The following is a 22,332-nucleotide window of genomic DNA, read 5'->3' on the forward strand; positions in this document are numbered from 1 at the left end:
TCAGTCGTCGTCCGGGGCGGGCGGGTTGACCGTGAACCGATTGCCGTCGACATACAAGGTCAGCGGGGCGCCCTCGGCCGGGCCGAAGCGCTGGGTGAGCTCGCCGGGGCCGCGCAGCACGACCGGCCGCCCGGTGTCCCGTGCGACCAGGGCCGCGAGGGTGGCCGCGTAGGCGGCGCCTGCGGGGCGGGCCAGCACCAGGGCGAGGCGCGCCGCGTCGTCGAGCCCGGCCTCCCCGACGGTCACCGTGCCGCTCTGCATGATCGACTGGGCGCGCAACTCTTCGGTGAGCGCGCCGATTTCGGCCAGGACGTCGGTCGGCACGGCGGTCTCCGGCGTCGGGAGCGGGGCGTCGTCCGGGGCGCCGTGAGCTGTCACGTCGGCCTGGGCCCAGGCGAGGAGGGCGGTGTGGGGGTCTCGGGCACGGGTCCAGTCGGGGGTGGGGGCGGGGTCGGTGGTACCGGGAGTCGAGAGTAGACGGGCCAGTGCGTGGGCGAACGTCTCGGGTCCCTGTTCCGGCGCCACGACGGGCGGGAGCTCCGGTTCCCGGGGCTCGTTCTCCGGCTCTTCCTGCGGGTCGTCCCTCAGCTCGGTCGCCGGTCCCGCGCCGTTGCGGGTCAGCGGCGGGCGGGGCGTGCGGCGGGGCCAGCCGGCCGGGGTCGCGGACAGGGAACCGGTGGTCAGCGGCGCGGTACCGTCGCCCGCCGCCGCCCGCCGGGTCTCCAACAGGGCCACGACGTCGCCGAGATCGTGCTCCGCGTTGCGCTGCCGGGCCGCCTGCCTGGCCTGCTCGGCGAGGGCGTCGTCGATCCCGCCGGTGAGGGCGTCCAGCGCCCGCTGGGCCTCGTTCCGCGCGGCGAGCATCTGGTCGCGGTGCGCCGTCGCCGCCGTCAGCTCCGCCTGGGCCGTACGGTCCGTCTCGGCGACCGTCGCGGCGGTGTTCCGGGCCCGGGTCAGGCCGGCGGCGGCAGTACGGGCCGCGTCCCGGGCCAGGCCGAGCCGGAGTTCGGTGTCGTCGGCGGCGTGCCGGGCGGTGTCGGCGGCACGGTCGGCCGCCGCGGCGTCGATCCGGGCCTGGTTGAGGGTGTTGCGGGCCCGGTTCCGCTGCGACTGGCGCCGGGCGAGCGAACCGGCGCCGTTCGCGACGGAGTTGCCTTCGCCGCGCCGCGAACTCCCGTCCTGTCCAGCCGTGTTGGCGCCCTGCCGGCCTGACGCGTGGGCAGCCTCCTGCTCCGCCGCCTCCCGCGCGGCCTCCTCCGCCTCCCGTACGGCCCGTTCCGCCGCCGCCAGTTCGTCCTCCGCCGTGCGGACCGCCTCGTGCGACTCCCTCGCCGCCCGGGTCAAGGCCTCCGCCCGCTCGTTCTGTTCCTGGAGTTCCGTCGTCAACTCCGTGACGCGGGCGGCTCGTTCCTGGTCGGTGCGTGCGGCGGCGACGACGGCCCGCCCAGCGGCGTCGAGTTCGTCGGCGGCGGTGGCCGCCGCGGCTTCGGCCTCGTGCAGCTCCCGGTCCGCCTCCGTCACCCGGGGCCCGGCCTCGGCCAACACCTCTTGGGCGTCGGGCACTTGGTCCTGGAGCCGGATCTCCTCGGTGCGCGCGGCGTCCTCCGCCTGCCCGGCGTCCTCCAGCGTGCGGATCTGGGCCCGTGCGGCGGCCCAGCCCGCGTCGAGAGCGGGATCACCCTGACGCACGCCACCCCGGCCGGCACCGCCCCGGCGCTCCTGGCCCGCGTCGCTCGGCCCGGCGCCGTCCCCCTGGTCGCCCTCCGACTGCCCCTGCTCCAGGCCGTCTTCGTCCTGTCCCTCGCCCGGCTCCGCGTTCTCCGGCGGAACCACGGGGTCCCCGTCCGCGCCGAACTGCCGGAACCGCACGCCTTCCCCGTCCCGCAGGGCGAGTTCGACCGGCCGTCCCAGCAGCGCGGCGGTGCCCGAGGCGGCGTACAGGGCGCGCGCGGTCCGGTCGGCGGTGCCGTCGGTGGCGAGCCAGAGCTGGATCATGCCGTCGTCGCCGTCGGCGGTGGCGCCGATGCCGTGGGCCATGAGGGTCGGGAGGTCGCGGAGCGGGACCGTGCGCCAGTCGCGCAGGACGTCGTCGGCGCGGTCGCCCGGTGCGCGGTCGTCGGCCGCCTCGCGGGTGAGGGAGGCGCCGTCGTAGACACCCGGGTCCGTCAGGCCCGTGGTGACGCCGTGGCCCAGGAGGTCGCGCTCCTGGGGGCGCAGCCGGACCGTGCCGGAGACGTACCGGGTGCCGTTCGGGCCGTGGACGGTGAGGATCGCGTCGGCGACGATCTCGTGGCTGCGGGTGCCGCGGGTGCCCTCCGGGATCTTGGTGTCGCCGCGCTTGAGCCACTCGCGGCGGGTGCCGACGACGCCCCCGCCCGAACCGGGGTCCTGCGCCGGGCGGGCGAGCACCGGCATGGTGAAGCCGACGAGCTGGCGGTTGGAGTCCGTGGCGCTGAAGCCGCCCTGCGCCGAGAGGCTCCCGGTGACACCCGCGTGCGAGGCGGAGCCCGCGCTGACCGTGTTGAGCCGTACCCGGTCGATCGTCACGTCGCCGGCGTCGGTCACCGGGCGGGGCCGGTACAGCTCCACGGTGAGCCGGGGCGGGGTGCCGGGCGCGCCCTGGAGCGGGTAGGCGCCGGGCATCGAGGTGGTGAGTCCGGCGGGGCCGCGCGGGTGGTCGAGGGAGATGGTGCCCGCCTGGAGGAGTTCGCCGATGCGTACGGCGGTGTTGTCCGCCGAATCGGAGGCGGCGATCCGGCGCCAGGTGCGGGTGAGGGCCGGGGCGACCTCGCCGAGAGCGGCGGCGAGGTGGGTTCCGGCGTCGAAGGAGAAGACGGGTGCGGGGCCGCCCGGTGTGAACCGGTGTCCGGTCGGCGTCGGCCGCTGCACGGACCGGCCCGCCGCCACCTGCCGTTCGGCCGGGGCGGGTTCGGCGGTCTCGCTGCCGGTGAAGCGCAGTGCGGCCATGGTGTGCACGGCGGTGGTGCGGGTCGGGCGGCCGAGGAAGAGGTGGGTGATGCGGTTGACGAGGGTGGTGTTCGCGTCGGTGAGGCTGAGCACGCCGTGCTGGAGCATGCCGGCGGGCAGGTCGATCAGCCAGTCGGCGGTCAGGGAGGAGCGCACGGTGGCGACGACCCGGTAAGGGACGCCGTCGAAGTCGGCGACGTTGTCGGTGCGCAGCCAGTGCCGGTCCTCGGCGGCGCGGGTGACGCGGACCGAGTTGCCGCGCAGGGTGTCCGCGCCGAGCAGGACGCCCGCGCGGTCGGTGCGGGGGCCGCCGGTGGGCCTCGGGAGCCGGGTCTGGAGCTGGACGAACCCGGAGTGGCGGACGCCGCGGGAGGTCCGATCGGTCACCGCGGCCGGGGTGTGGCCGTGGAACTGCTCGATGCCGGTGCCCTGGGCGCCCCGGTGGCCGCGCAGCCCCCGGAGCGCGTGGTCGTCGGCGTCCGGGCGGGCCGCGAGGGTGACCTCGACGAGGCGGGCGCCGCCGTAGCCGACGTGGCGGAAGCGGAAGCGCTGGACGCGGCCGGGGCCCCGGCCCGCGAGGGTGCGCAGACCCGCCGTGGAGGTGAGGTCGGCAATGCGGGTGTCGACGCCCGCGAGGTAGGACGCGTGGCCGGGGCGGGTCGTGCCGGGGGCCTCCTCCTCGATGAGGGTGAGGAGTTGCTGCCGGAACAGGTCGGGGCGCTGCACGGAGCGGGTGGCGTCGGTGAACTGGTCCATCGCCTGGACGCTGCCGAGGCCGACCTCGCCGGAGGCGACGAAGCGGCGCGGCAGCAGCACGTCGCCCGGCACCGGCGCGGGCACGGTGAGCCCGGGCACGGTGGAGTACCAGCGGGCGTGCCGCCGTATCTGCGCCGGGGTGACCAAGAACCGTACGGCGTCCGGGAGTTCGACCGCGACGGTGACGGCGCGGCCCTCGCCCTGGCCGAGCGCGTTGCCCACCACGTTGCGGCGGCCCCGGCGGAAGGTGACCAGCAGAAGGGCGTCGGCCGAGACGCGGTGCTGGGTGCCGCCCTCGGTGGCGGTGCGGTGCACGAGCGTCGAGGAGGCGAGCCCGCGGCCCTTCTCGCGGCGGCTGGTGCGGGTGTAGCGGGCCGAGGGGTTGAGGGTCGCGGCGCGGGGTGCGGAGGTGGACGTACCGCCGCCCTGTGTCTCGGCGGGGGCGTCGGCGCGGCGTTTCATGCCGCCGTCGCCGAGGCCGCCGATGTCGCCGTCGTTGCCCGCCGCCTGGTCCGAACTCGGCGTCTGGGACGAGGAGTTGTTGTGGACGGAGGTGAAGCCGCCCGCCCACTGCACGGCGTGGGTCACCCCGCGCTGCTGCCCGGCGCCGTCGGAGGCGTTGAGCCCCGACTCGAAGTACTGCGTGAACGCGTCCGAGGCCCGGGCCCGGCGCAGGGCGCCGCGGATCTCCACCGACAGCACCTCGTCGGCGGCGAGCCCGGGCAGGGTGAGGCCCTCGATCACGTAGGCGCCCTTGAACACCTGGTGGCCGCGGGCCAGCAGGGCGACGGGGTTGCGGGCGGCGGCCAGCATCTCCGCCGTCACCGTGGTCGGGTCGGTGGCGGCGGCACCGGCCAGCGACTCCCCGACGGCACGGCCGACTCGCGCCACGGGGGCGGGAGTTCGGTCCGCGACCGCGTCGAGCACGCCGTCCAGCAGGCCGCGTGCCGGATGACCCTGGTAGGTGTTGCCGAGCACCGCGCGGAACGCGTCGTCGAGCGCGGCCGACGCCCGGAACACCTCCAGCATCGAGTCGTCGGGCAGCGGGATCGAGTCGGGCAGCGGGCCGCCGTGCTCGTCGCTCAGTTCGAGCGCGGTGCGGTCGGCGGCGTTCGCGGCCCGCACGGTGTGCGCGGCGGGCGCGGCCGGGGCGGGCTCGTCGTCGACGGCGGGCAGGGTGCGGAGCGTGGGCACCGACAGCCGCAGCGACCCCGCCACCCGGTCCGGCGGCGGAGGCGGCGCCGGGTCGTCCGGCCCGGGCGGCGGCGCGCCGTGCGGGACGTACGGCTCCACGACCGTCTGGTGCGCGAACCGCACCAGCGGCTCCTCCCCCGGGCCCTCGTACAGGTCGAGCGCGAAGTCGGCCGGCACCTCGAACACCTCGCTGCGCTGCCCCGCCCCGATGCCCTGGAACTGCTGGTCGTGCCCGACGGACACCTGCACGCTGTTGTCGTGCTGCACCTGGTGGGAACGCACGTGGTCGCCGGTGCCGCCGAGGGTCCAGGCGCCGTCGCGCACCGGGATGCCGAAGGAGCCGCCCGCGCCGTACGACACCCCGTACTGGGAGCCGTTCTGGTCGGCGGCGACCGTCGACAGCGAGATCAGGCCGATGCCCTCCACATGCGGCAGCACCGTGGTGTGCGTGCTCTCGCCCGTGCCGCGCTCCGCGCTGAGCACCAGCCGCACCCTACGGCTGCCGGGCACGGTCGGAATCTCCAGGAACAGCGAGTGACCGCCGTCCAGCATGGCGTCCGTCGCGGCCCGCTGCCCGATCTGCGAGCGGGCCTGCTCGAACCGGCGCAGGTTGTTCAACTGCGCCTGCACCAGCGCCTCGTCAGGCAGGACGCGGTTGCGCGTGTGGGTGTCCGGGGGCAGGAAGCCCTCGCGGCGCAGCCAGTTCTCGGCCTGCACGAAGAGGGGTTCGGCGCCCGTCACTGCCAGCGGTGTCGCGTTGGCGCCGATCGACCGCAGATGCTCCAACTCCGCCGGGAGGCGCCGCAGTTCCTCCGCCGTCGGGGCATGGCCCTCGGCGTCCTCGGCGGTCATCACCCGCAGATGCATGCCCGCCGGCCACTCGCCCGGCTCGAACGTCTCCCGGCCGCCGCCCGCCCGGTGGAACACCAGCGTGTGCTCGACCGAGGCCGGCGCCAGCAGGTGGCTGCGCTTGGTGCGCACCTCGTGCATCAACGACGCGCTGGCGCTCTGGTTCAGCGCGCCGCTCGTCGCGGCCTGGGCCGAGACCCGCCCCAGCACACCGCCGCCGACCCGCCGCGTCGCCTCCGGGTGGCCCTCGCTGTGGTCGCCGGTGAGCGCGGGACCGACGCTCCCGGACAGGGACGCGCCGCTGCTGAACTTCGACTGGGCGTCGATCTTGACCAGTTGGGTGAGATGGCTCTCCAGGTTGATCTTCCCGGCGACGCTCTGCCGCAGCGGATCGCCGACCGTGACGTCGGTCCGCAACTGGAACATGCCGATCGCGCGCCCCGACGTGTCGAGCAGCACCGGCGAGAAGACGCCGCCCTCCCGCTGCATCGGCAGGGTGCCGCGCAGCAACGGCTCCGACAGGAACGTCTCCAGCTCCGCCAGCGAGTCCGTGTCCAGCGACCGCAGCTGGTTGTGGAAGTGCTGGAGCGTCTCGGCGAGCAGCCGCCCCGGCTCCGCCACCGTGTCCACGCCCCAGATCGGCAGCACGTCGAGACCCGCCGCCTCCGGCAGCTCCCCGTCCTCGTCCCGCGCCAGGTGCTGCGGGAACCAGATGGTGACCGGCCCGTGCGACTGCTCCGCCGTCCACGTGACGGGCGCGGCCAGCGCCGGGGTGTCGACCCGTACATCCCACATGGCGGTGAAGTCGTACGGTTCCGACGGCTCGTTGCTGCGCTGCGCGGTCGTCGACGTCACCACGGACGTCACCGACGCGCTCGACGACAGCTGGTTCAGGGTCAGCGCCAGGGTCAGCGCGGCGTCGACACCCCGCACCGGGATCGCCCTGCTGATCGGGAACAGCCCGGTCCAAGGAAGCATCAGGGTACGGATGTTGCCGGACGCCTCCGACGACACCGACTCCTGCGAACCGATCCCGCGCCGCTCCACGCGTACGTCCCGCACCCCGCCCTCGGCGTCCCCGTACCGGGCCGACGCCACCGGGTTCGCGAGCCGCATCCGCAGGTCCACGGTCCGGTCGCGGCCGTCCACCCGCACGGTGATCCGGAAGCCCAGACTTCCGCGCAGATACGGCAGGTTGAGCACCAGCTCCTCACCGCTCGCCACCGTCCGCAGCTGCTCCCGCACCGGATGTGTGTCCGGCGCGGTCCCCAGCCCGAGGGCCGTCATCACCTGCTGGTGCACGCCGTTCACCACGGCCTCCGACAGCGGTTCGAGCAGCACCAGGCCCACGTTGCCGTCCCGTTGGGACCCGTACCCGAGCACGAACGTCGAAGAGGGCGGCGCCGCCGGGGCGTTCGAGGCGGGCCAGATGAGGGGGGTGTCGGTGGGGATGGGGTGGGTGTCGGGGTTCTCGGCGGGAGTGCTCTCGTCCTGGCCCGCGTGGTCGTGGAGTCGGGGCCCGGCAGCGGTGACGTTTTCGATGATGCGGAGGTAGCGCTGCGGAATGTGGACCGGGGTCTGCGTCGTCGCCATGAGGCCGGTCGTGCGGACGGTGGTGCTGTTGGCGTGGTTGCGCAACAGGAAGTCGTTGTCGCGCTGTTCGTCCGGCAGGCCCAGGTAGTGCAAGACCTCGTGGAGCAGGTCCTCGTCGGAGTGGTTGACGTCCAGGTGCAGTTGGTCCGCGCGGCCCGGCTTCTCGGAATCGGTGAGCGTGACCGCCTCAGGGTGGGACGGGTCCTCGATCAGGTTCAGATTGATGTGGAGCTGGTCGCGTGAACCGGGCAGCGCCAGACCGGTGTTGAGGTGCGCGTCCAGGAGACGGGTGATGCGGTCGTTCAACTGCTGCGTGCGGGCGGGGTCGTTGGTGGTGACCGGCAGGTTGACCGTGTAGTCGCGTACCCACTGACCGTTGGGCGCCTGGATACGACGGACCTGGGTGCGGATGAGGGTCGTCGCACCGCTGAGCGTGCCCGGGCGGGGCGGGTTGCTCTGATCCGCGTGCGGATCGAACCGCTCCGTGGAGTGCACGGCGGGACGGGCATGCGACCGCAGACCGTGCCAACTGCCCTTAGATGCCGGATTGTTGACTTGAGATGCGGGCAGGTCGTCGGCCGCGTCACGCACCGGCTCGGGACGATAACGGCCGTCCGGCTGAACGCTGTCGGCGTCCCCGGGGCGCCGGGGTGCCTTCGACGGGGTGATGGTCGGCGGGGCGGCCACGGTGTTCACGTTGCTCGCGCTGTAGTGGTTCAGGCCCGTGTAATGGACCTCCAGCGCAGGGGTGTTGGTGGTCGGGCCGTACGGCAGGACGATGCCTCGGGGGCCGCCGGTCGCGGTGGTGCCGGCGAGTGCGGCGGGCATCGGCTGGAAGACGTGGATCGGGGCGCCGAGGGTGTCGGCGAGCAATGGCAGGAAGGCGTCGCCGATCCGGTTCGCCCACTGGGTCGACCAGTTGCGCACCGCCTGGTCGAGTACGGCCGCCTCGGGCGCGGTGATCGGGGCGGTGCTCTCGTGGTAGCCGGCGACCAGCAGGGCCCGGCGCTCGTCCGGTGTCATGGTGGCGACCGTCGGCAGCGCGTTCAGCGCCCGGAGGTAGGCGAACATCCGCGCGTTGCTCGGCGGGGTGCCGGCCGGTGCGGGCGGTGCGCCCGGCGCCGAGACGGCCAGGATGTAGCGGGCCTGGAGGTCGGCCGGGTCCATCTGCTCGGCGCGGGTCGGGCCCTGGATGCCGTAGAGGGCGAGTTGGGTGCCGACGGTGGCGTTGTTCATGCCCTGCACCGCCGTCGCGAAGCGGCCGACGAGAACGCCCCGGAGCTGGCCCAGTACCTGCGGCGGGAGCGGGTGGGTGTTGTTGCGTGCGGCGGTGAGGCGGGCCAGCACCAGGTTCTGCAACCCCCGGCGGGTGGCGTGCAGATGGGCGGTTCCCTGGTCGAGGGTCTGCGGGTGCTGGGCGAGGGTCGTGAGGGTCCGCCGTACGAGGTTGGGCTGTCCGAGCCAGGCGTCGGTGCCCGCGTCGAAGGTCGGGTCGGCCTGGCGCAGCCGGGTGGCGACGTGGCCGGGCGCGCTGCCGATGACGGCGTAGAGCAGGCAGTTGCCGTCGCCGGGGGTCTGGACGGCGTTGCCGGTGGGGGCGACGTACGGGGTCAGCGGGGCGGTCGGGGTCGCGGTGGTGCCCGGTGCCGGGTTCTGGGTGGTCGTCGTGGTCGTGCCGGGTTTGGGCGCGGGCCCGGTCTTGCTCGTGCTCGCGCTCTTGCCGTTGGCCGGCTGCTTGCCGTTGGCCGGCTGCTTGCCCTTGCCCTTGTCCTTGCCCTTGGCCTTGTCGGGCTTGGACGGCGCGGTCTTCTTCGGCGGCTGCTTCGGCGGGGTCTGCGTGACCGTCGCCGTGGTGGTCGGCACCGTCGTCGTGGTGGCCGGGGGCGGCGTGTGCGTCTGGCCCGCGGCCGGGAGGGGGGTGGGGCGGCCGTCGGGGTCGGGCCAGCGGGGCGGGGTGGTGGCGAAGGTGGTGCGCGGGGACTGTTCGGGGGTCGGGGCGTTCTCCTGGACGTCGGCGGACACAGCCGGGAGTGCGGCGGTGGCCGCCACCTGGTCTGCCGCGGCCTGGAGTTGGGCGGTGACGGTGGTGGCGAGCTGGCCGTTGCGGCGGGCGATCCTGGCCTGGGCGCGGGGTATCCGGCGCTGGGCGCGGGCCTCGCGGAACCTGGCGATCCGTACGTTCTCGGCCCGGCGGACGACGGCGCGCGCGTCCTCGTCCGCCTCCTCGACGGCCTCCTCGTGGCTCTCCTCCGCCTGGCCGATGCGCTCGGGGGCGATGCTGACGATGTGCTGCGCGCGGGCCAACTTCGGCCGGGCAGCGGCGAGTTGGGCGGTGGCGCGCCGGATCGTGTCGTCGAGGGCGTCGATCTGCGAGACCACGGCCTGCACGCGGGGGTCGTCGGCGACATCCGCAGCCGGGTCCTTGGTGCGCGCGGCGTTGGGTGCGACGGGGGTCGGCGGGGCCGGTGCGGGGGTCGGCGCGGCCGTCGACTGGCCACCCTGCGCGGCCTGTTGGGCGGCTGCCCGTGCGGCGGCGCGTTCGGTGCGCACAGTGTTCTCGGTCTGGGTGAGGCGGGCCAGGGCCGTCTGACGGTCGCTGCGGGCCCGGGTCTCGTCCCGTTCGTGCTGCGCGATCTGCGGTGGCAGGGTGGTGACGGTCTTGCGCGCGTCGGCGAAGTCCAGCTTCAGCCGCTCGACCCGCGCCGCCGCGTCGGCCGCCGCCTTTGCGGAGGCCTTGGCCTCGGCCACGGCGTCACGGTGGGCGTCGGTCGCGACGGTGACCGCGTGCTGGGCCCGCGTGTGGGCGTCGACGGCGTCCGTGTGCACCCGGTTGCGGTGCTGGAGTGAGGCGGTGAGGCGGTTGAGCCGCTGCGGGGTGTCGGCGAGGGTGTCGGTGGCGTCGTGCAGCCGTACGGCCTCGGTGTGGAAGGCGGTCCACGCGGTGGTGAGGTCGGGGTCCGAGGTGACGAGGGCGCCGTCGGGGGCGAACTCCCAGCGGCGGATGCCCTGCGGGTCCCGGGTCATCAGCTCCAGCGGGCGGTTGCCCAGCACGGCCGTGCGGGACGCGGCGTAGAGGGCCCGGCCCAAGTGCTCGCCCTGCGGGTCGGCGCCGAGGGCCACCCAGACCTGGACGCCGTGACTGCCCGCCGGGATCGCGGAGTTGAGGCGTCCGGGCAGCGTGTGCGGCTCCGCGGTCGCCCAGTCGGGGACGAGCGCGGGCAGGTCGTGGACGTTCGGCGGGGCCTCGGCCGGGGTGATGAGACCGTGCCCGAGCAGGTCGCGCTCCTCCACCCGGAGGGTGACCGTGCCGGTGACATGCCGGGTGCCCTCCGGTCCCTCGACCAGGAGGTGGGCGTCGGCGTCGACGACGTAACTCCGCGTCCCGCGCGCCCCGTTGGCGGGCGCTGAGGTGCTGCCGGACTTGAGCCAGTCGCGACGGCTGCCGGTGGTGGTGCCGCCGAAGGTGGAGGGCTGGGTCTGCCGCTGGGCTAGCGGGACGCTGACGCCGGAGATCTGACGGTTGTCGTCGTCGCCGCTGAGCAGTTCGGTGAACGCGGTCGAGAAGGAGTGGTCGGCGCCGGCGGCGGTGCTCACCGTGTCGGTGGAGTTGTGGAGCTGGTCGAGGGTGACGTCGTCGGCGTGGGTCGAGCGGCGCGGGTTGTAGAGCGTGACGGCGATGGTCGGTGGCTGGGCCGGTGCTCCCTCGAAGGGGGTGGTGCCGGGCAGCTTGCGGGTGAGGTCGGCGGCGAGCCGGGGACGGTCGAGGGAGACCCGGCCGGCCTGGATCAACTGGCCGAGCCGGACGGCCTGTCCCTCCACCGACACGGAGGTGATCTGCGCGTGCCAGCCGCGTCCGCCGCGCGGTGCCACCTCGTCGAGGGCGGTCTCCAGGTGCGCCCAGCCGTCGAAGTGGAACGCCGGGGTCGGGCCCACCGGGTGGAACATCTGCGCGTCGGCGAGATACGGCGTGGGGGCCGGGCCGGGCAGCACGGTGTTGCGCGGGTCGGCGCCGGAGACGACCGACGGGGCGGTGACTGTCGCGGGCCGCGTGGGCGCGTTGGTCTCGGTGCCGGTGAACCGCAGACTCAGCCGGACCGGGACGGTGCGGGTGCGCGGGTTGCCCCGGGCCAGCAGTTCGTCCACCCAGCGGCGTACGTCGTGGTCCGCGTCCGACCAGGCGATGACGCCGTTCTGGATGAGACCGCCGATGACGTTGGGCGGCCAGTCGGCGACCAGCGCGGACCGCACGGACAGGACGTAGTCGTACTGGAGGCCGTCGAAGTCGGCGCCGTTGTCGGTGCGCAGCCAGAACCGGTTGTCGGCGGTGGTGGCCCGGCGGGCGGACCTGCTGGTGGCCGACTGCGGGGTGAACACCGGCGCCGCGCGGTCCGTCCGCTTCGGGTCGGGACCCTGGTCGGGGCGGCGGTAGCGGGTGGTCAGGGTGACCGGGAGCTGCTTCTGCCGGACCGAGGCGCGGGTGGTCGTTCGGCCGGCGGCGGTGTGCGACTGCCACTGTTCGAGACCCGAGCCGGGCGTCGAGGAACCGCGAACGGCGGCCAGGTTCTGGGTCCGTCGGGGCACCGCCGTGAGCGTGACCTCGATCAGCCGTTCGCCGCCGTGGCCGTGGTGGCGGAAGTGGAACCGGGTGGTGGCGCGGCGCGGGGTGCCGTCCGGGCCGCGCCCCGGCAGCGAGCGCAGTCCGGGCGTCGAGGTGAGCTGCGCGATCCGGCTGTGCACACCGGCCTGGTAACCGGCGTGGCCCGGGGTGACCGCGCCGGGCGCCTCCGCCTCGACCAACTCCAGCAGTTCGCGCCGGACTTGACCGCGCCGCTCCCTCGGGTTGACCGGCCCCAGCGGGACCTGGCCCGCGGCGGGCCCGGTCGCGGGAACGGGCGCGGCGACGGGACGGTCGTACTCGATGACCGAGAGGACGCCGCCGAGGCCGAGTTCGCGGTCGCGGGTGTACGGCGTCGGGAGCGGGGCCGTCAGGGTCGGCGCGGGCGCCGGGGCGAGGCCCTGGACGGAGCCCATCCACCGTGCGTCGCGGGCGAGTTGGCCCTGCGTCATGAGGAACTGGAGGCCGCCAGGGACGTCCACCGCGAAGGTGACGGGGGCGACGGTTCCGGGCTCGCCGACGCCGTTGAGCAGCGTGCGGGAGCCGGCCCTGACCGTGACCAGATAGGTGACGTCGGCGACGACGCGGTGCAGGGTGCCGCTCTCGGTGGGGGTGCGGTTGACGCCCGTGCTGGCGGAGAGCGTGTCGGCGGTGTCCGTGCGGGAGACATAGCCGAGCCGTGCCGAGGGGTTGAAGAGTCCCTTGAACGGCTTGCCGCTGCTCTGGGTGGTGGAGACCGAACCGTCCGACTCGGGGCCGGTGTTGCCCTGCCCGGCCGCGTTCTCCGGGCCGCTCGGCTGCGTGGGCGGGTTCTGGGTGAGGACCCCGGTACCGCCGAACTGGTGGGACTTTCCAAGGGACTTGGCCTGCTGGGCGCTGTCCGTCGCGGAGACGCCCGTCTCCAGGTACTGCCGGGTGGTGTCCAGCAGTCGGGGGCGGTGTGCGACGGCCTGGATCTCCAGGGAGTACTGCCCGTCGGCCAGGGTCCCCGGCAGGTTCAGGCCCTCGACCACGTAGGAGTTCTTGAAGAGTTCGTGGCCGTGGGCGACCAGGCTGCCCGGGGTGATCGCCGCGTGCCGGGTCTCGGCGGCGCGGGTCGTGCTGTCGGTCAGCCCGTGCCCGGCGAGCGGCGAGATGCCGTCGCGTTGCGGTGCGGCGGCGGGCGCGGGTGCCGTGACGGGGAGGATCGGGCCGGTGGCCGGGGTGGCGGGCGTCGGCTGGGCCTGGTTGCGGATGTCGGCGGCGGCGCGCTGGAAGGCCGACTCGATGGCGGCTGAACCGCGCACGGTGTCGATCAGCGCGTCGTCCGGTATACGCACCAGCTCGGGACGCGGGGTGCCGGTCGCGTCGGTCCCGTCGAGCCGGGCCCGGTCGACCGCGTTGGCCGGACGCGGTGCCCCGTCGACGCGCGCGACGGGCGGTACGGCGACCGCCGGGGGTACGTGGGTACGGCCGTCCGGCACCGCGAGCCGCAGCGCGCCTGAGACGGTCGGCGCGACGGGCGGCGCGGGGGCAACAGGCGGGGCTCCGGGCACAGTTGGGGCCGGTGCCGGGGCGGCGGCCTGGTTGATGGTCTGCCCGAACCGCTCGCTGGGCTGGTCCCCGCCGTCCGCGTACAGGTCGAGCGCGAGCCGCACCGGCACGGTGAAGGCGTGGCTGTCCTGGCCGGAGGCGATGAAGAACTGGTCGTGTCCGGTGGCGCCGCCCACGGTGTCGCCGTGGGTGACCTGCTGCCCGTACTGGTAGTCGGCCCCGAACCCGATGGACCCCCAGCCGCCGAGCGGCCGGCTGACGCTGCCCATCGGCCCGAGCGCGCCGCCGTAGGACTCGCCGCGCTGCTCGGCGTCGCTGCCCGCCATCTGGGCGAGGCCCATGACCTGGATGCCCGGGAGGACCAGGCGGTGGGTGCTGGCCTGGGTGTGGTCGCGGACGGCGGTGAGCAGCAGCCGGACGCGGCGGACACCGGTGTCGGTGCTGTTGGGCACCTCGAAGTGCAGGGCGTGTCCGCCGTCGACCATGGCGTCGGTGGCGGCGCGCAGGCCGGTGCGGGAGCGGGCCTCGCGCAGTCGGCGCAGGTTGTTGAGCTGGGCGTGCAGCCGGATCTGGCGCTCGGGTTCGTGGTCCCGTGCCGCCTGCTTCAGCCGGGCCGCGACTCCGGTGGGCGCGGGGGCCGTTGGGCTGGGCGGCAGGAAGCCCTCGCGGCGCAGCCAGGTCTCGGCCTCGTCGAAGAGGCCGTCCGTGCCGGTGATGTCGAGGGGCGCGGCGCTCAGCCCGATGCCGTCCAACCGCTCCAGGGAGTCGGGGAGTTCACGTAGCTCGGCCGCGGTCGGCGGGTGGCCGTTGGCGTCCGCCTGACTGAGCACGCGGAGGTCCATGCCGCGGGTCTGCGTGAGCGGGGGCGCCGCCGTCTCGGTGCCGTCGGGGCGGATCAGGGTGACCTGGTAGGTGGTGCCCGAGGGGGTGAGGAGGTGGCCCCGGTTGGTGCGGATGGCGTGCATCGTGCCGGCGGAACTGCTCGCGCTGTACGTGTTGGTGACGGTCGCCTGGGTCTGCCCGCGCAGGCCGAGGCTGCCGCCGATCGTGCTGGACGCGTCGGGGTGCCCCTGCGCGTGGTCCCCGGTGAGCGCGGCGGCGCCGCTGCCGCTGACGCCGATCCCGCTGGTGTACCGGGAGGACAGGTCGACCCGCGCGGTGTTGACGAGGTGGCTCTCCAGGTTGATCTGACCCGGGGTGCTCTGCCGCAGCGGGGTACCGACGTTCGGCACGGTGACGAGGTGCAGCATGCCGACCGCGTTGCCGGAGGCGTCCGTGAGGACCGGCGAGTAGATGCCGCCGTCGAGCTGCATCGGCAGCGTGCCGCGCAGCACCTGCTCGGAGAGGAAGTCCGAGACCTGCCCGGCCGCGGTCTCGTCGAGATCGGCGTGGAAGGTCTGGTGGACGTGCTCGTACAGCGCCCTCGGGTCGAGCACGGAGTCGACACCGTAGAGCGGGAGATCGGCCGGAGCGGCGGGCGCGGGCAGCGAGCCCGGCGCCGGGTCGGCTGTGGTGAGGTGCCGGGGGAACCAGATCGTGGTCGGCCCGTGCGACTCGGCGGTGCCCCAGCCGTCGGCGGCGGGCGCGGTACCGGTGGTCGGCGCGGTGACGGCGGGCGCGTCGACGCGCACCCGCCACCGGGTGCTGAACTCCACTGGATCGGAGGGCTCGTTGGAGCGCTGCGCGGACGTCGTCTGCACGGCCTGCGTGACCGTGGTGGCATCGCTCGCCTGGTTGTGCGTGACGGCAGCCGTCACCGAACCGTCCACCGCCCGCACCGCGGTCGCCGCCTCGATCGGCCACGACCCCGTCCACGGCACCTGGAACGTCCGGTACGTCCCCGACGGCTGACTCGAGAAGTTCTCCCGTGTACCGAACCCACGCCGCTCGACGTGCTTGTCCGGATCACGGGGATCGAACCGCCCCTGCCGCAACGACGCCCGGGCATCGGACAGCGTCAGCTGTACGTCGACGGTGTGGTCACGCCCGTCGACCGTCACGGTGATCCGGTGACCGCCGTTCGACCGCAGGTACGGCAACTGGAGCCCGAGGTTGTCCCGGTTCAGCGCGGCCCGCACCTGCTCGCGCACGGACTCCGGCGGATCGTCGGCATCCAGCCCGAGCGCCTCGTAGACCTGCCCGTGCAGCCCCTCGATCACCTCGTCCGAGAACGGCTCCGCGTACACCAGACCGACGGACCCGTCCGGGAGCGAACCGTACGAGTTCACGTAGGACGACGGGAGTTGAGCCGGTGCGGGGGTCGGGGCGGTCGGCGCGTGGGACGCGGGCCAGATGAGGGGGGCGTCGGTGGGGATGGGGGCGGCGTCGGGATCGAGAGAGGGGGTGCTCGCGTCCTGGCCTGTGTGGTCGTGGAGTCGGGGCCCGGCAGCGGTGACGTCCTCGATGATGCGGAGGTAGCGCTGTGGGATGTGGACCTGGCCCTGGGTGGTGGCCATGAGGCCGGTCGTACGGACCGCGGTGCTGTTGGCGTGGTTGCGGAGCAGGAAGTCGTTGTCGCGCTGCTCGTCCGGCAGGCCCAGGTAGTGCAGGACCTCGTGCAGCAGGTCCTCGTCGGAGTGGTTGACGTCCAGGTGGAGTTGGTCCGCGCGGCCCGGCTTCTCGGAGTCGGTGAGCGTGACCACCTCGGGGTGGGACGGGTCCTCGATTAGGTTGAAGTTGATGTGCAGCTGGTCGCGCGAACCGGGCAGCGCGAGGCCGGTGTTGAGATGCGTGTCCAGGAGACGGGTGATCCGGTCGTTCAACTGCTGCGTGCGGGCAGGGTCGTTGGTGGTGACCGGCAGGTTGACCGTGTAGTCGCGTACCCACTGACCGTTCGGCGCCTGGATACGACGGACCTGCGTACGGATCAGAGTCGTCGCACCGCTGAGCACCCCCGCGCGCGGCGGATTGCTCTGGTCCGCGTGCGGATCGAACCGCTCCGTGGAGTGCACGGCCGGACGGGCATACGGACGCAGACCGTGCCAACTGTCCTTCGGCGCAGGGTTGTTGACGTGGATCGCGGGCTGGTCGTCGGCCGCGTCACGCACCGGCTCGGGACGATAGCGGCCGTCCGGCTGAACGCTGCCGGCGTCCTCGGGACCCCGGGGTGCCTTCGACGTGGTGATGGTCGGGCCGCCCGCGCCACGGGTCGCGTCGCTCGCGCTGTAGTGGTTGAGGCCCGTGTAATGGACCTCCAGCGCGGGGGTGTTGGTGCTCGGGCCGTAGCGCAGCACGATGCCCTGGGGGCCGGCAGGGGTGGCGGTCACCGGCTCGAAGACGTGGATCGGGGCGCCGAGGGTGTCGGCGAGCAGCGGTAGGAACGCGTCGCCGACCGGGTCGGCCCAGGCGTCCGACCAGTTCCGCACCGCGCGGTCGAGGACGGCCGCCTCGGGTGGGGTGAGCGCGGCGGTGCTGCGGTGGTAGCCGGCGATGAGCAGGGACCGGCGCTCGTCCGGTGTCATGGCGTTGAGCGTGGGCAGGGCGTTCACCGCACGCAGGTAGGCGAACATGCGCCGGTTGCTCGGCGCGGCGCCGGTCGGTGCGGGCGCGGTGCCGAGCGAGACGGCCTGCAGATAGCGGGTCTGGAGGTCGGCCGGGTCGAGGTCCTCGGCCTGGGTCATGCCCTGGATGCCGTACAGGGTCAGCTGGTTGGTGACGTCCGTGTCGGACATGTTCTCGACCGCCGACTCGAACCGGTCGGCGAGGACGCCCCGGAGCTGGCCGAGCACCTGCGGGGGCAGCGGGCGGCTGCCGTCGCGTGCCGCCGCCAGCCGGTCCGCGACCAGGTTCTGCAACTCCCGCCGGGCGGCCCGCAGATGACCGGACCCCTGGGTCGCGGTCTGCGGGTGCTGCGTCATCGTCGTGAGGGTCTGCCGTACGGCGTCGGGTCGGCCGAGCCACTGGGCGAGACCGGCGTCGAGGGCCGGGTCGGCCGCCTGCAGTCGGGTGCGGACCAGGGCGGGCGCGCTGCCGATGACGGCGTAGAGGAGGCAGTTGCCGTCGCCGGGGGTCGTGACGGCGTTGCCCGTGGGGGTGACGTACGGGGACGGCGGGGCGGCCGGGGTCGTGCCGGGCGGTGACGTCACGAGCGGGGCCTTGCCCTTGGCGACGCCCTTGCCCTTGGTGGGACCCGTGCTCTTGTCCGGGCCCGTGGTCTTCCTGGTGGCCGGCTTCTTGCTCTTGGTCGACTTGCCGCCGCTGGTACCGGACTTGGGCGGCGCGGTCTTCTTCGGCTTCGGCGCGGTCGTCCTGGGGACCGTGCCGGTGGTGGCCGGGGGCGGGGTGTGGGTCTGGCCGCCGGCCGGGAGGGGGGCGGCCGGGCCGTCGGGGGCGGGCCAGCGGGGCGGGGTGGTGGCGAAGGTGGTGCGCAGGGACTGCTCGGGGGTCGGGGCGCTGTCCTGGACGTCGGCGGACAGGTCCTCCAGGGCGTCGGTGGCCGCCGTCTGTTCGGCGGCGGCCCGCACCTGCGCGGTGACGACGGCGACGATCTCCGCGTCGCGGCGGTCGACTTCGGCCTGGGCCTCGTCGACCTCGTCCTGGGCGGCGGCCTCCTGCGCCTGGGCGGTCCTGAGGTTCCTGGCCGCGGTCTCCGCGTCGCGCGCGTCCTGCTCCGCCTCCTCGACGGCTTCCTCGTGGCTCTCCTCCGCCTGGCCGATGCGTTCGGGGGCGATGCTGACGATGAGCTCGGCGCGGGTCAACTTCGGCCGGTCGGCGGCGAGTTGGTCGGTGGCCTGCTGGATCGTGTCGTCGAGGGCGTCGATCTCGTCGACCACGCCCTGCACGCGGGGGTCGTCGGCGACGTCGGCCGCGGGGTCCTTGGTCCGTGCGGCGTTGGGCGCGACGGGGGCCGGTGCGGGCGTCGACTGACCGCCCTGTGCGGCCTGTTGGGCTGCCGCGCGTTCCGCGCGCACGGTGTTCTCGGTCTGGGTCAGCCGGGCCAGGGCCGCCTGGCGTTCACTGCGGGCCCGGGTCTCGGTCCGCTCGTTCAGGGCGATCTGCGGCGGCAGGGTGGTGACGGTCCTGCGCGCGTCCGCGAAGTCCCGCTTCAGCCGCTCGACCAGGGCCGCCGCGTCGGTCGCCGCCTTTGCGGAGGTCTTGGCCCCGGCCACGGCGTCGCGGTGGGCGTCGGTCGCGTTCCTGACTGCGAGCCGCGCCTTCCTGTGGTCCTCGACGGCGACCGTGTAGTCCTGGTTGGCCTCCCGACGGGCGGCGGTGCGGAGGTTCAGCAGGCGCGGGGTGTCCGCGAGGGTGTCGGCGGCGTCGTGCAGCCGTACGGCCTCGGCGTCGAAGGCGTTCCACGCGGTGGTGAGATCCGGGTCGGCCGAGAGGAGGGCGCCGTTGGGGGTGAACTCCCAGCGGCGGATGCCCTGCGGGTCCCGGGTCATCAGCTCCAGCGGGCGGTTGCCCAGCACGGCCGTGCGGGAGGCGGCGTAGAGCGCCTGGCCGAGCCGGATGCCGTGCGGGTCGGCGCCGAGGGCGACCCAGACCTGGACGCCGTGATCGCCGGGCGGGATCGCGGAGTTGAGGCGTTCGGGCAGGGTGTGGGGTTCCGCGGTGGCCCAGTCGGGGACGAGCGCGGGCAGGTCGTGGACGTTGGGCGGGGCCTCGGCCGGGGTGATGAGTCCGTGCCCGAGGAGGTCGCGCTCCTCCACCCGGAGGGTGACCGTGCCGGTGACATGCCGGGTGCCCTGGGGTCCGTCCACGAGGAGGTGGGCGTCGGCGTCGACGACGTAACTCCGCGTCCCACGCGCTCCGTTGGCGGGCGCTGAGGTGCTGCCGGACTTGAGCCAGTCGCGGCGGCTGCCGGTGGTGGTGCCACCGAAGGACGAGGGCTGGGTCTGCCGCTGCGCGAGCGGGACGCTGATCCCGCCGAGCTGGCGGTTGTCGTCCTCGCCGCTGAGGGTCTCCGTGAACGTGGTCGCCAGGGAGTGGTCCGCGCCCGCGGCGGTACTCACCGTGTCGGTCGTGTTGTGCAGCTGGTCGACGGTGACGTCGTCGGCGTGGGTCGAGCGGCGCGGGTTGTACAGCGACACGGCGATCGACGGGGCCTGCTCCGGCGCTCCTTCGAAGGGGCGGCTGCCGGGCATGGCGCGGGTGAGGTCGGCGACCAGCCGGGGACGGTCGAGGCTGACCCGCCCGGCCTGGATCAACTGGCCGAGCCGGACGGCCTGTCCCTCCACGGAGACGGAGGTGATCTGCGCGTGCCAGCCGTGCCCGCCGGGCGGCGCCACCTGGTTCAGCGCCGATTCCAGATGGGCCCAGCCGTCGAAGAAGAACGCCGGGGTCGGGCCCACCGGGTGGAACATCTGCGCGTCGGCGAGATACGGCGTCCGGGCCGGGCCGGGCAGCACGGTGTTGCGCGGATCGGCGCCGGACTCGGCGGACGGTGCGGTCACCGTGGCGGTCGGTACGGGCACGTTGGTCTCGGTGCCGGTGAACCGCAGCGCCAGGCTGACCGGGACGGTGCTGGTGCGTGAGTTGCCGCCCTCCAGCACCCGGTCGATCCACTGGCGTATGTCGCCGTCCGCGTCGGCCCAGGCGATGACGCCGTTCTGGATGAGACCGCCGATGACGTTGGGCGGCCAGTCGACGACCAGCGCGGAACGGACCGACAGCTCGTAGTCGTAGCGCAGGCCGTCGAAGTCGGCGCCGTTGTCGGTGCGCAGCCAGAACCGGTTGTCGGCGGTGGTCGCCCGGCGGACCGAGATGCTGCTCGCGGACTGCGGGGTGAACCCGGGCGCCGAACGGTCCGTCGTCAGGGGGTCGGGCCCCTGGTCCGGACGGAGGTAGCGGACCGTCGGCGTGATCGGGAGCTGTGTCTGCCGGACCGAGGCACGGGTGGTGGTGCGGCCCGCCGCGGTGTGCGACTGCCACTGTTCGAGGCCCGAGCCGGGCGTGGAGTTGCCCCGGATCCCGGCCAGGTTCTGGGTCCGTCGGGGCACCGCGCGCAGGGTGACCTCGACCAGTCGCTCGCCGCCGTAGCCGTGGTGACGGAAGTGGAAGCGTGTGGTGGCCGGGTGCGGGGTGCCGTCCGGGCCGCGTCCGGGCAGTGAGCGCAGTCCCGCGGTCGAGGTGAGCTGGGCGATCCGGCTGTGCACGCCGGGCTGGTGGCCGGCGTGCCCCGGGGTGAACACTCCGGGTGCCTCGGTCTCGACCAGTCCCAGCAGTTCGCGCCGGACCTGGCCGCGCCGCTCCCTCGGGTTGACCGGCCCGAGCGGTACCTGGCCTGCGGCGGGCCCGGTCGCGGGGACGGGGGCGGCCACGGGACGGTCGTACTCGATGACCGACAGGACGCCGCCGAGGCCGAGTTGGCGGTTGCGGACGTACGCCGCCGGGAGCGGGGCCTGGCCCGGGACGGGTGTCGGGGTGAGGCCGTTCACCGAGCCCATCCACCGTGCGTCACGGTTGAGTTGGCCCTGTGTCATGAGGAACTGGAGGCCGTCCGGGACGTCCACCGAGAAGGTGACGGGGTCGATCGTGCCGGGGTTCCCGACCCCGTTGAGCAGCGTGCGGGAACCGGCGCGGACAGTGACCACGTAGGTGACGTCGGCGACCACCCGGTGCAGGTCACCGCTCTCGGTGGGGGTGCGGTTGACGCCGGTGCCGGCGGAGAGCGTGTCGGAGGTGTCGGTGCGGGACACCTTGTTGAGCCGGACGCCCGGGTTGAGCTGGTTCTTGTTCGGCTTCGAGGTGCTCTTGCCCGCGGAGTCCGAACCACCCGTCTCCGTATCGGTGTTGGTCGGCGCCACCGTTGTGGTCGCGCTCTGGGTGACCGTCCCGGTGCCGCCGAATTGGTGGGACTTCCCGAGGGACTTGGCCTGCTGGGCGTTGTCCGTGGCGGAGACACCCGTCTCCAGGTACTGCCGGGTCGTGTCCAGCAGCCGGGGCCGGTGGGCGACGGCCTCGATCTCCAGCGAGTACTGCCCGTCCGCGAACGTCCCCGGCAGGCTCAGGCCCTCGACCACATAGGAGTTCTTGAAGAGTTCGTGCCCGTGCGCGACCAGGCTGCCCGGCGTGATCGCCGCGTGCCGGGTCTCCGCGGCCCGCGTCCTGTTGTCCATCAGCTCGTGCCCGGCGAGCGGGAACACGCTCGCGCGCTGCGGGGCGGCGGGAGCGGGTGCCGTGCCGGGGGCGGCGACCGGGAGGATCGGGCCGGTGGCCGGGGTGGGAGGCGCGGCCTGCTGCGCCTGGTTGCGGATCTCCCGCGCGGCCCGCCGGAACACCGACTCGATGGCGGCTGAACCGCGCACCGTGTCGATCAGCGCGTCATCGGGAATCCGCACCAACTCCGGGCGGGGGGTGCCGGTCGCGTCGGTCGCGTCCAGTCGGGCCCGGTCGACCGCGTTCGTCGGGCGCGGCGCTCCGTCGGCACGCGCGGGCGGCGCGGGGGCCGTCGCGGGTGCGTGGGTACGGCCGTTCGGCACCGCGAGCCGCAGCGAACCGGTGACGGTCGGCGCGACGGGAGGTGCGGGGGCAACGGGCGGCGCTCCGGGCACAGTCGGTGCCGGTGCCGGGACGGCGGCCTGGTTGATGGTCTGCCCGAACCGCTCGCTGGGCTGGTCGCCGTCGTCCGCGTACAGATCCAGGGCGAACCGCACCGGCACGTCGAACGCGTGGCTGTCCTGGCCGGTGGCTATGAAGAACTGGTCGTGCCCGGTCGCGCCGCCCACGGTGTCACCGTGCGTGACCTGCTGGCCGTACTGGTAGTCGCCCCCGAACCCGATGGACCCCCACCTGCGCAACGGACCGCTGACACTGCCCAGCGCCCCGAGCGCGCCGCTGTACGACTCACCCCGCTGCTCGGCGTCGCTGCCCGCCATCTGGGC

The 22,332-nt window shown here is 74.2% G+C and carries 1 protein-coding gene (only partly in view); it reads right to left on the minus strand.

Going from position 1 to position 22,332, the window contains the following annotated elements:
• Window positions 1-22,332: the 3' portion of a hypothetical protein gene (locus tag OHT77_RS11355; RefSeq protein WP_328828131.1), read on the minus strand. 14,016 nt of this gene lie beyond the right edge of the window; the window shows 22,332 of its 36,348 coding nt (coding positions 14,017-36,348); the start codon falls outside the window, past its right edge; it ends in the stop codon at window positions 1-3.

The organism is Streptomyces sp. NBC_00252 (genome assembly GCF_036187565.1).
Classification (GTDB): Bacteria; Actinomycetota; Actinomycetes; order Streptomycetales; family Streptomycetaceae; genus Streptomyces.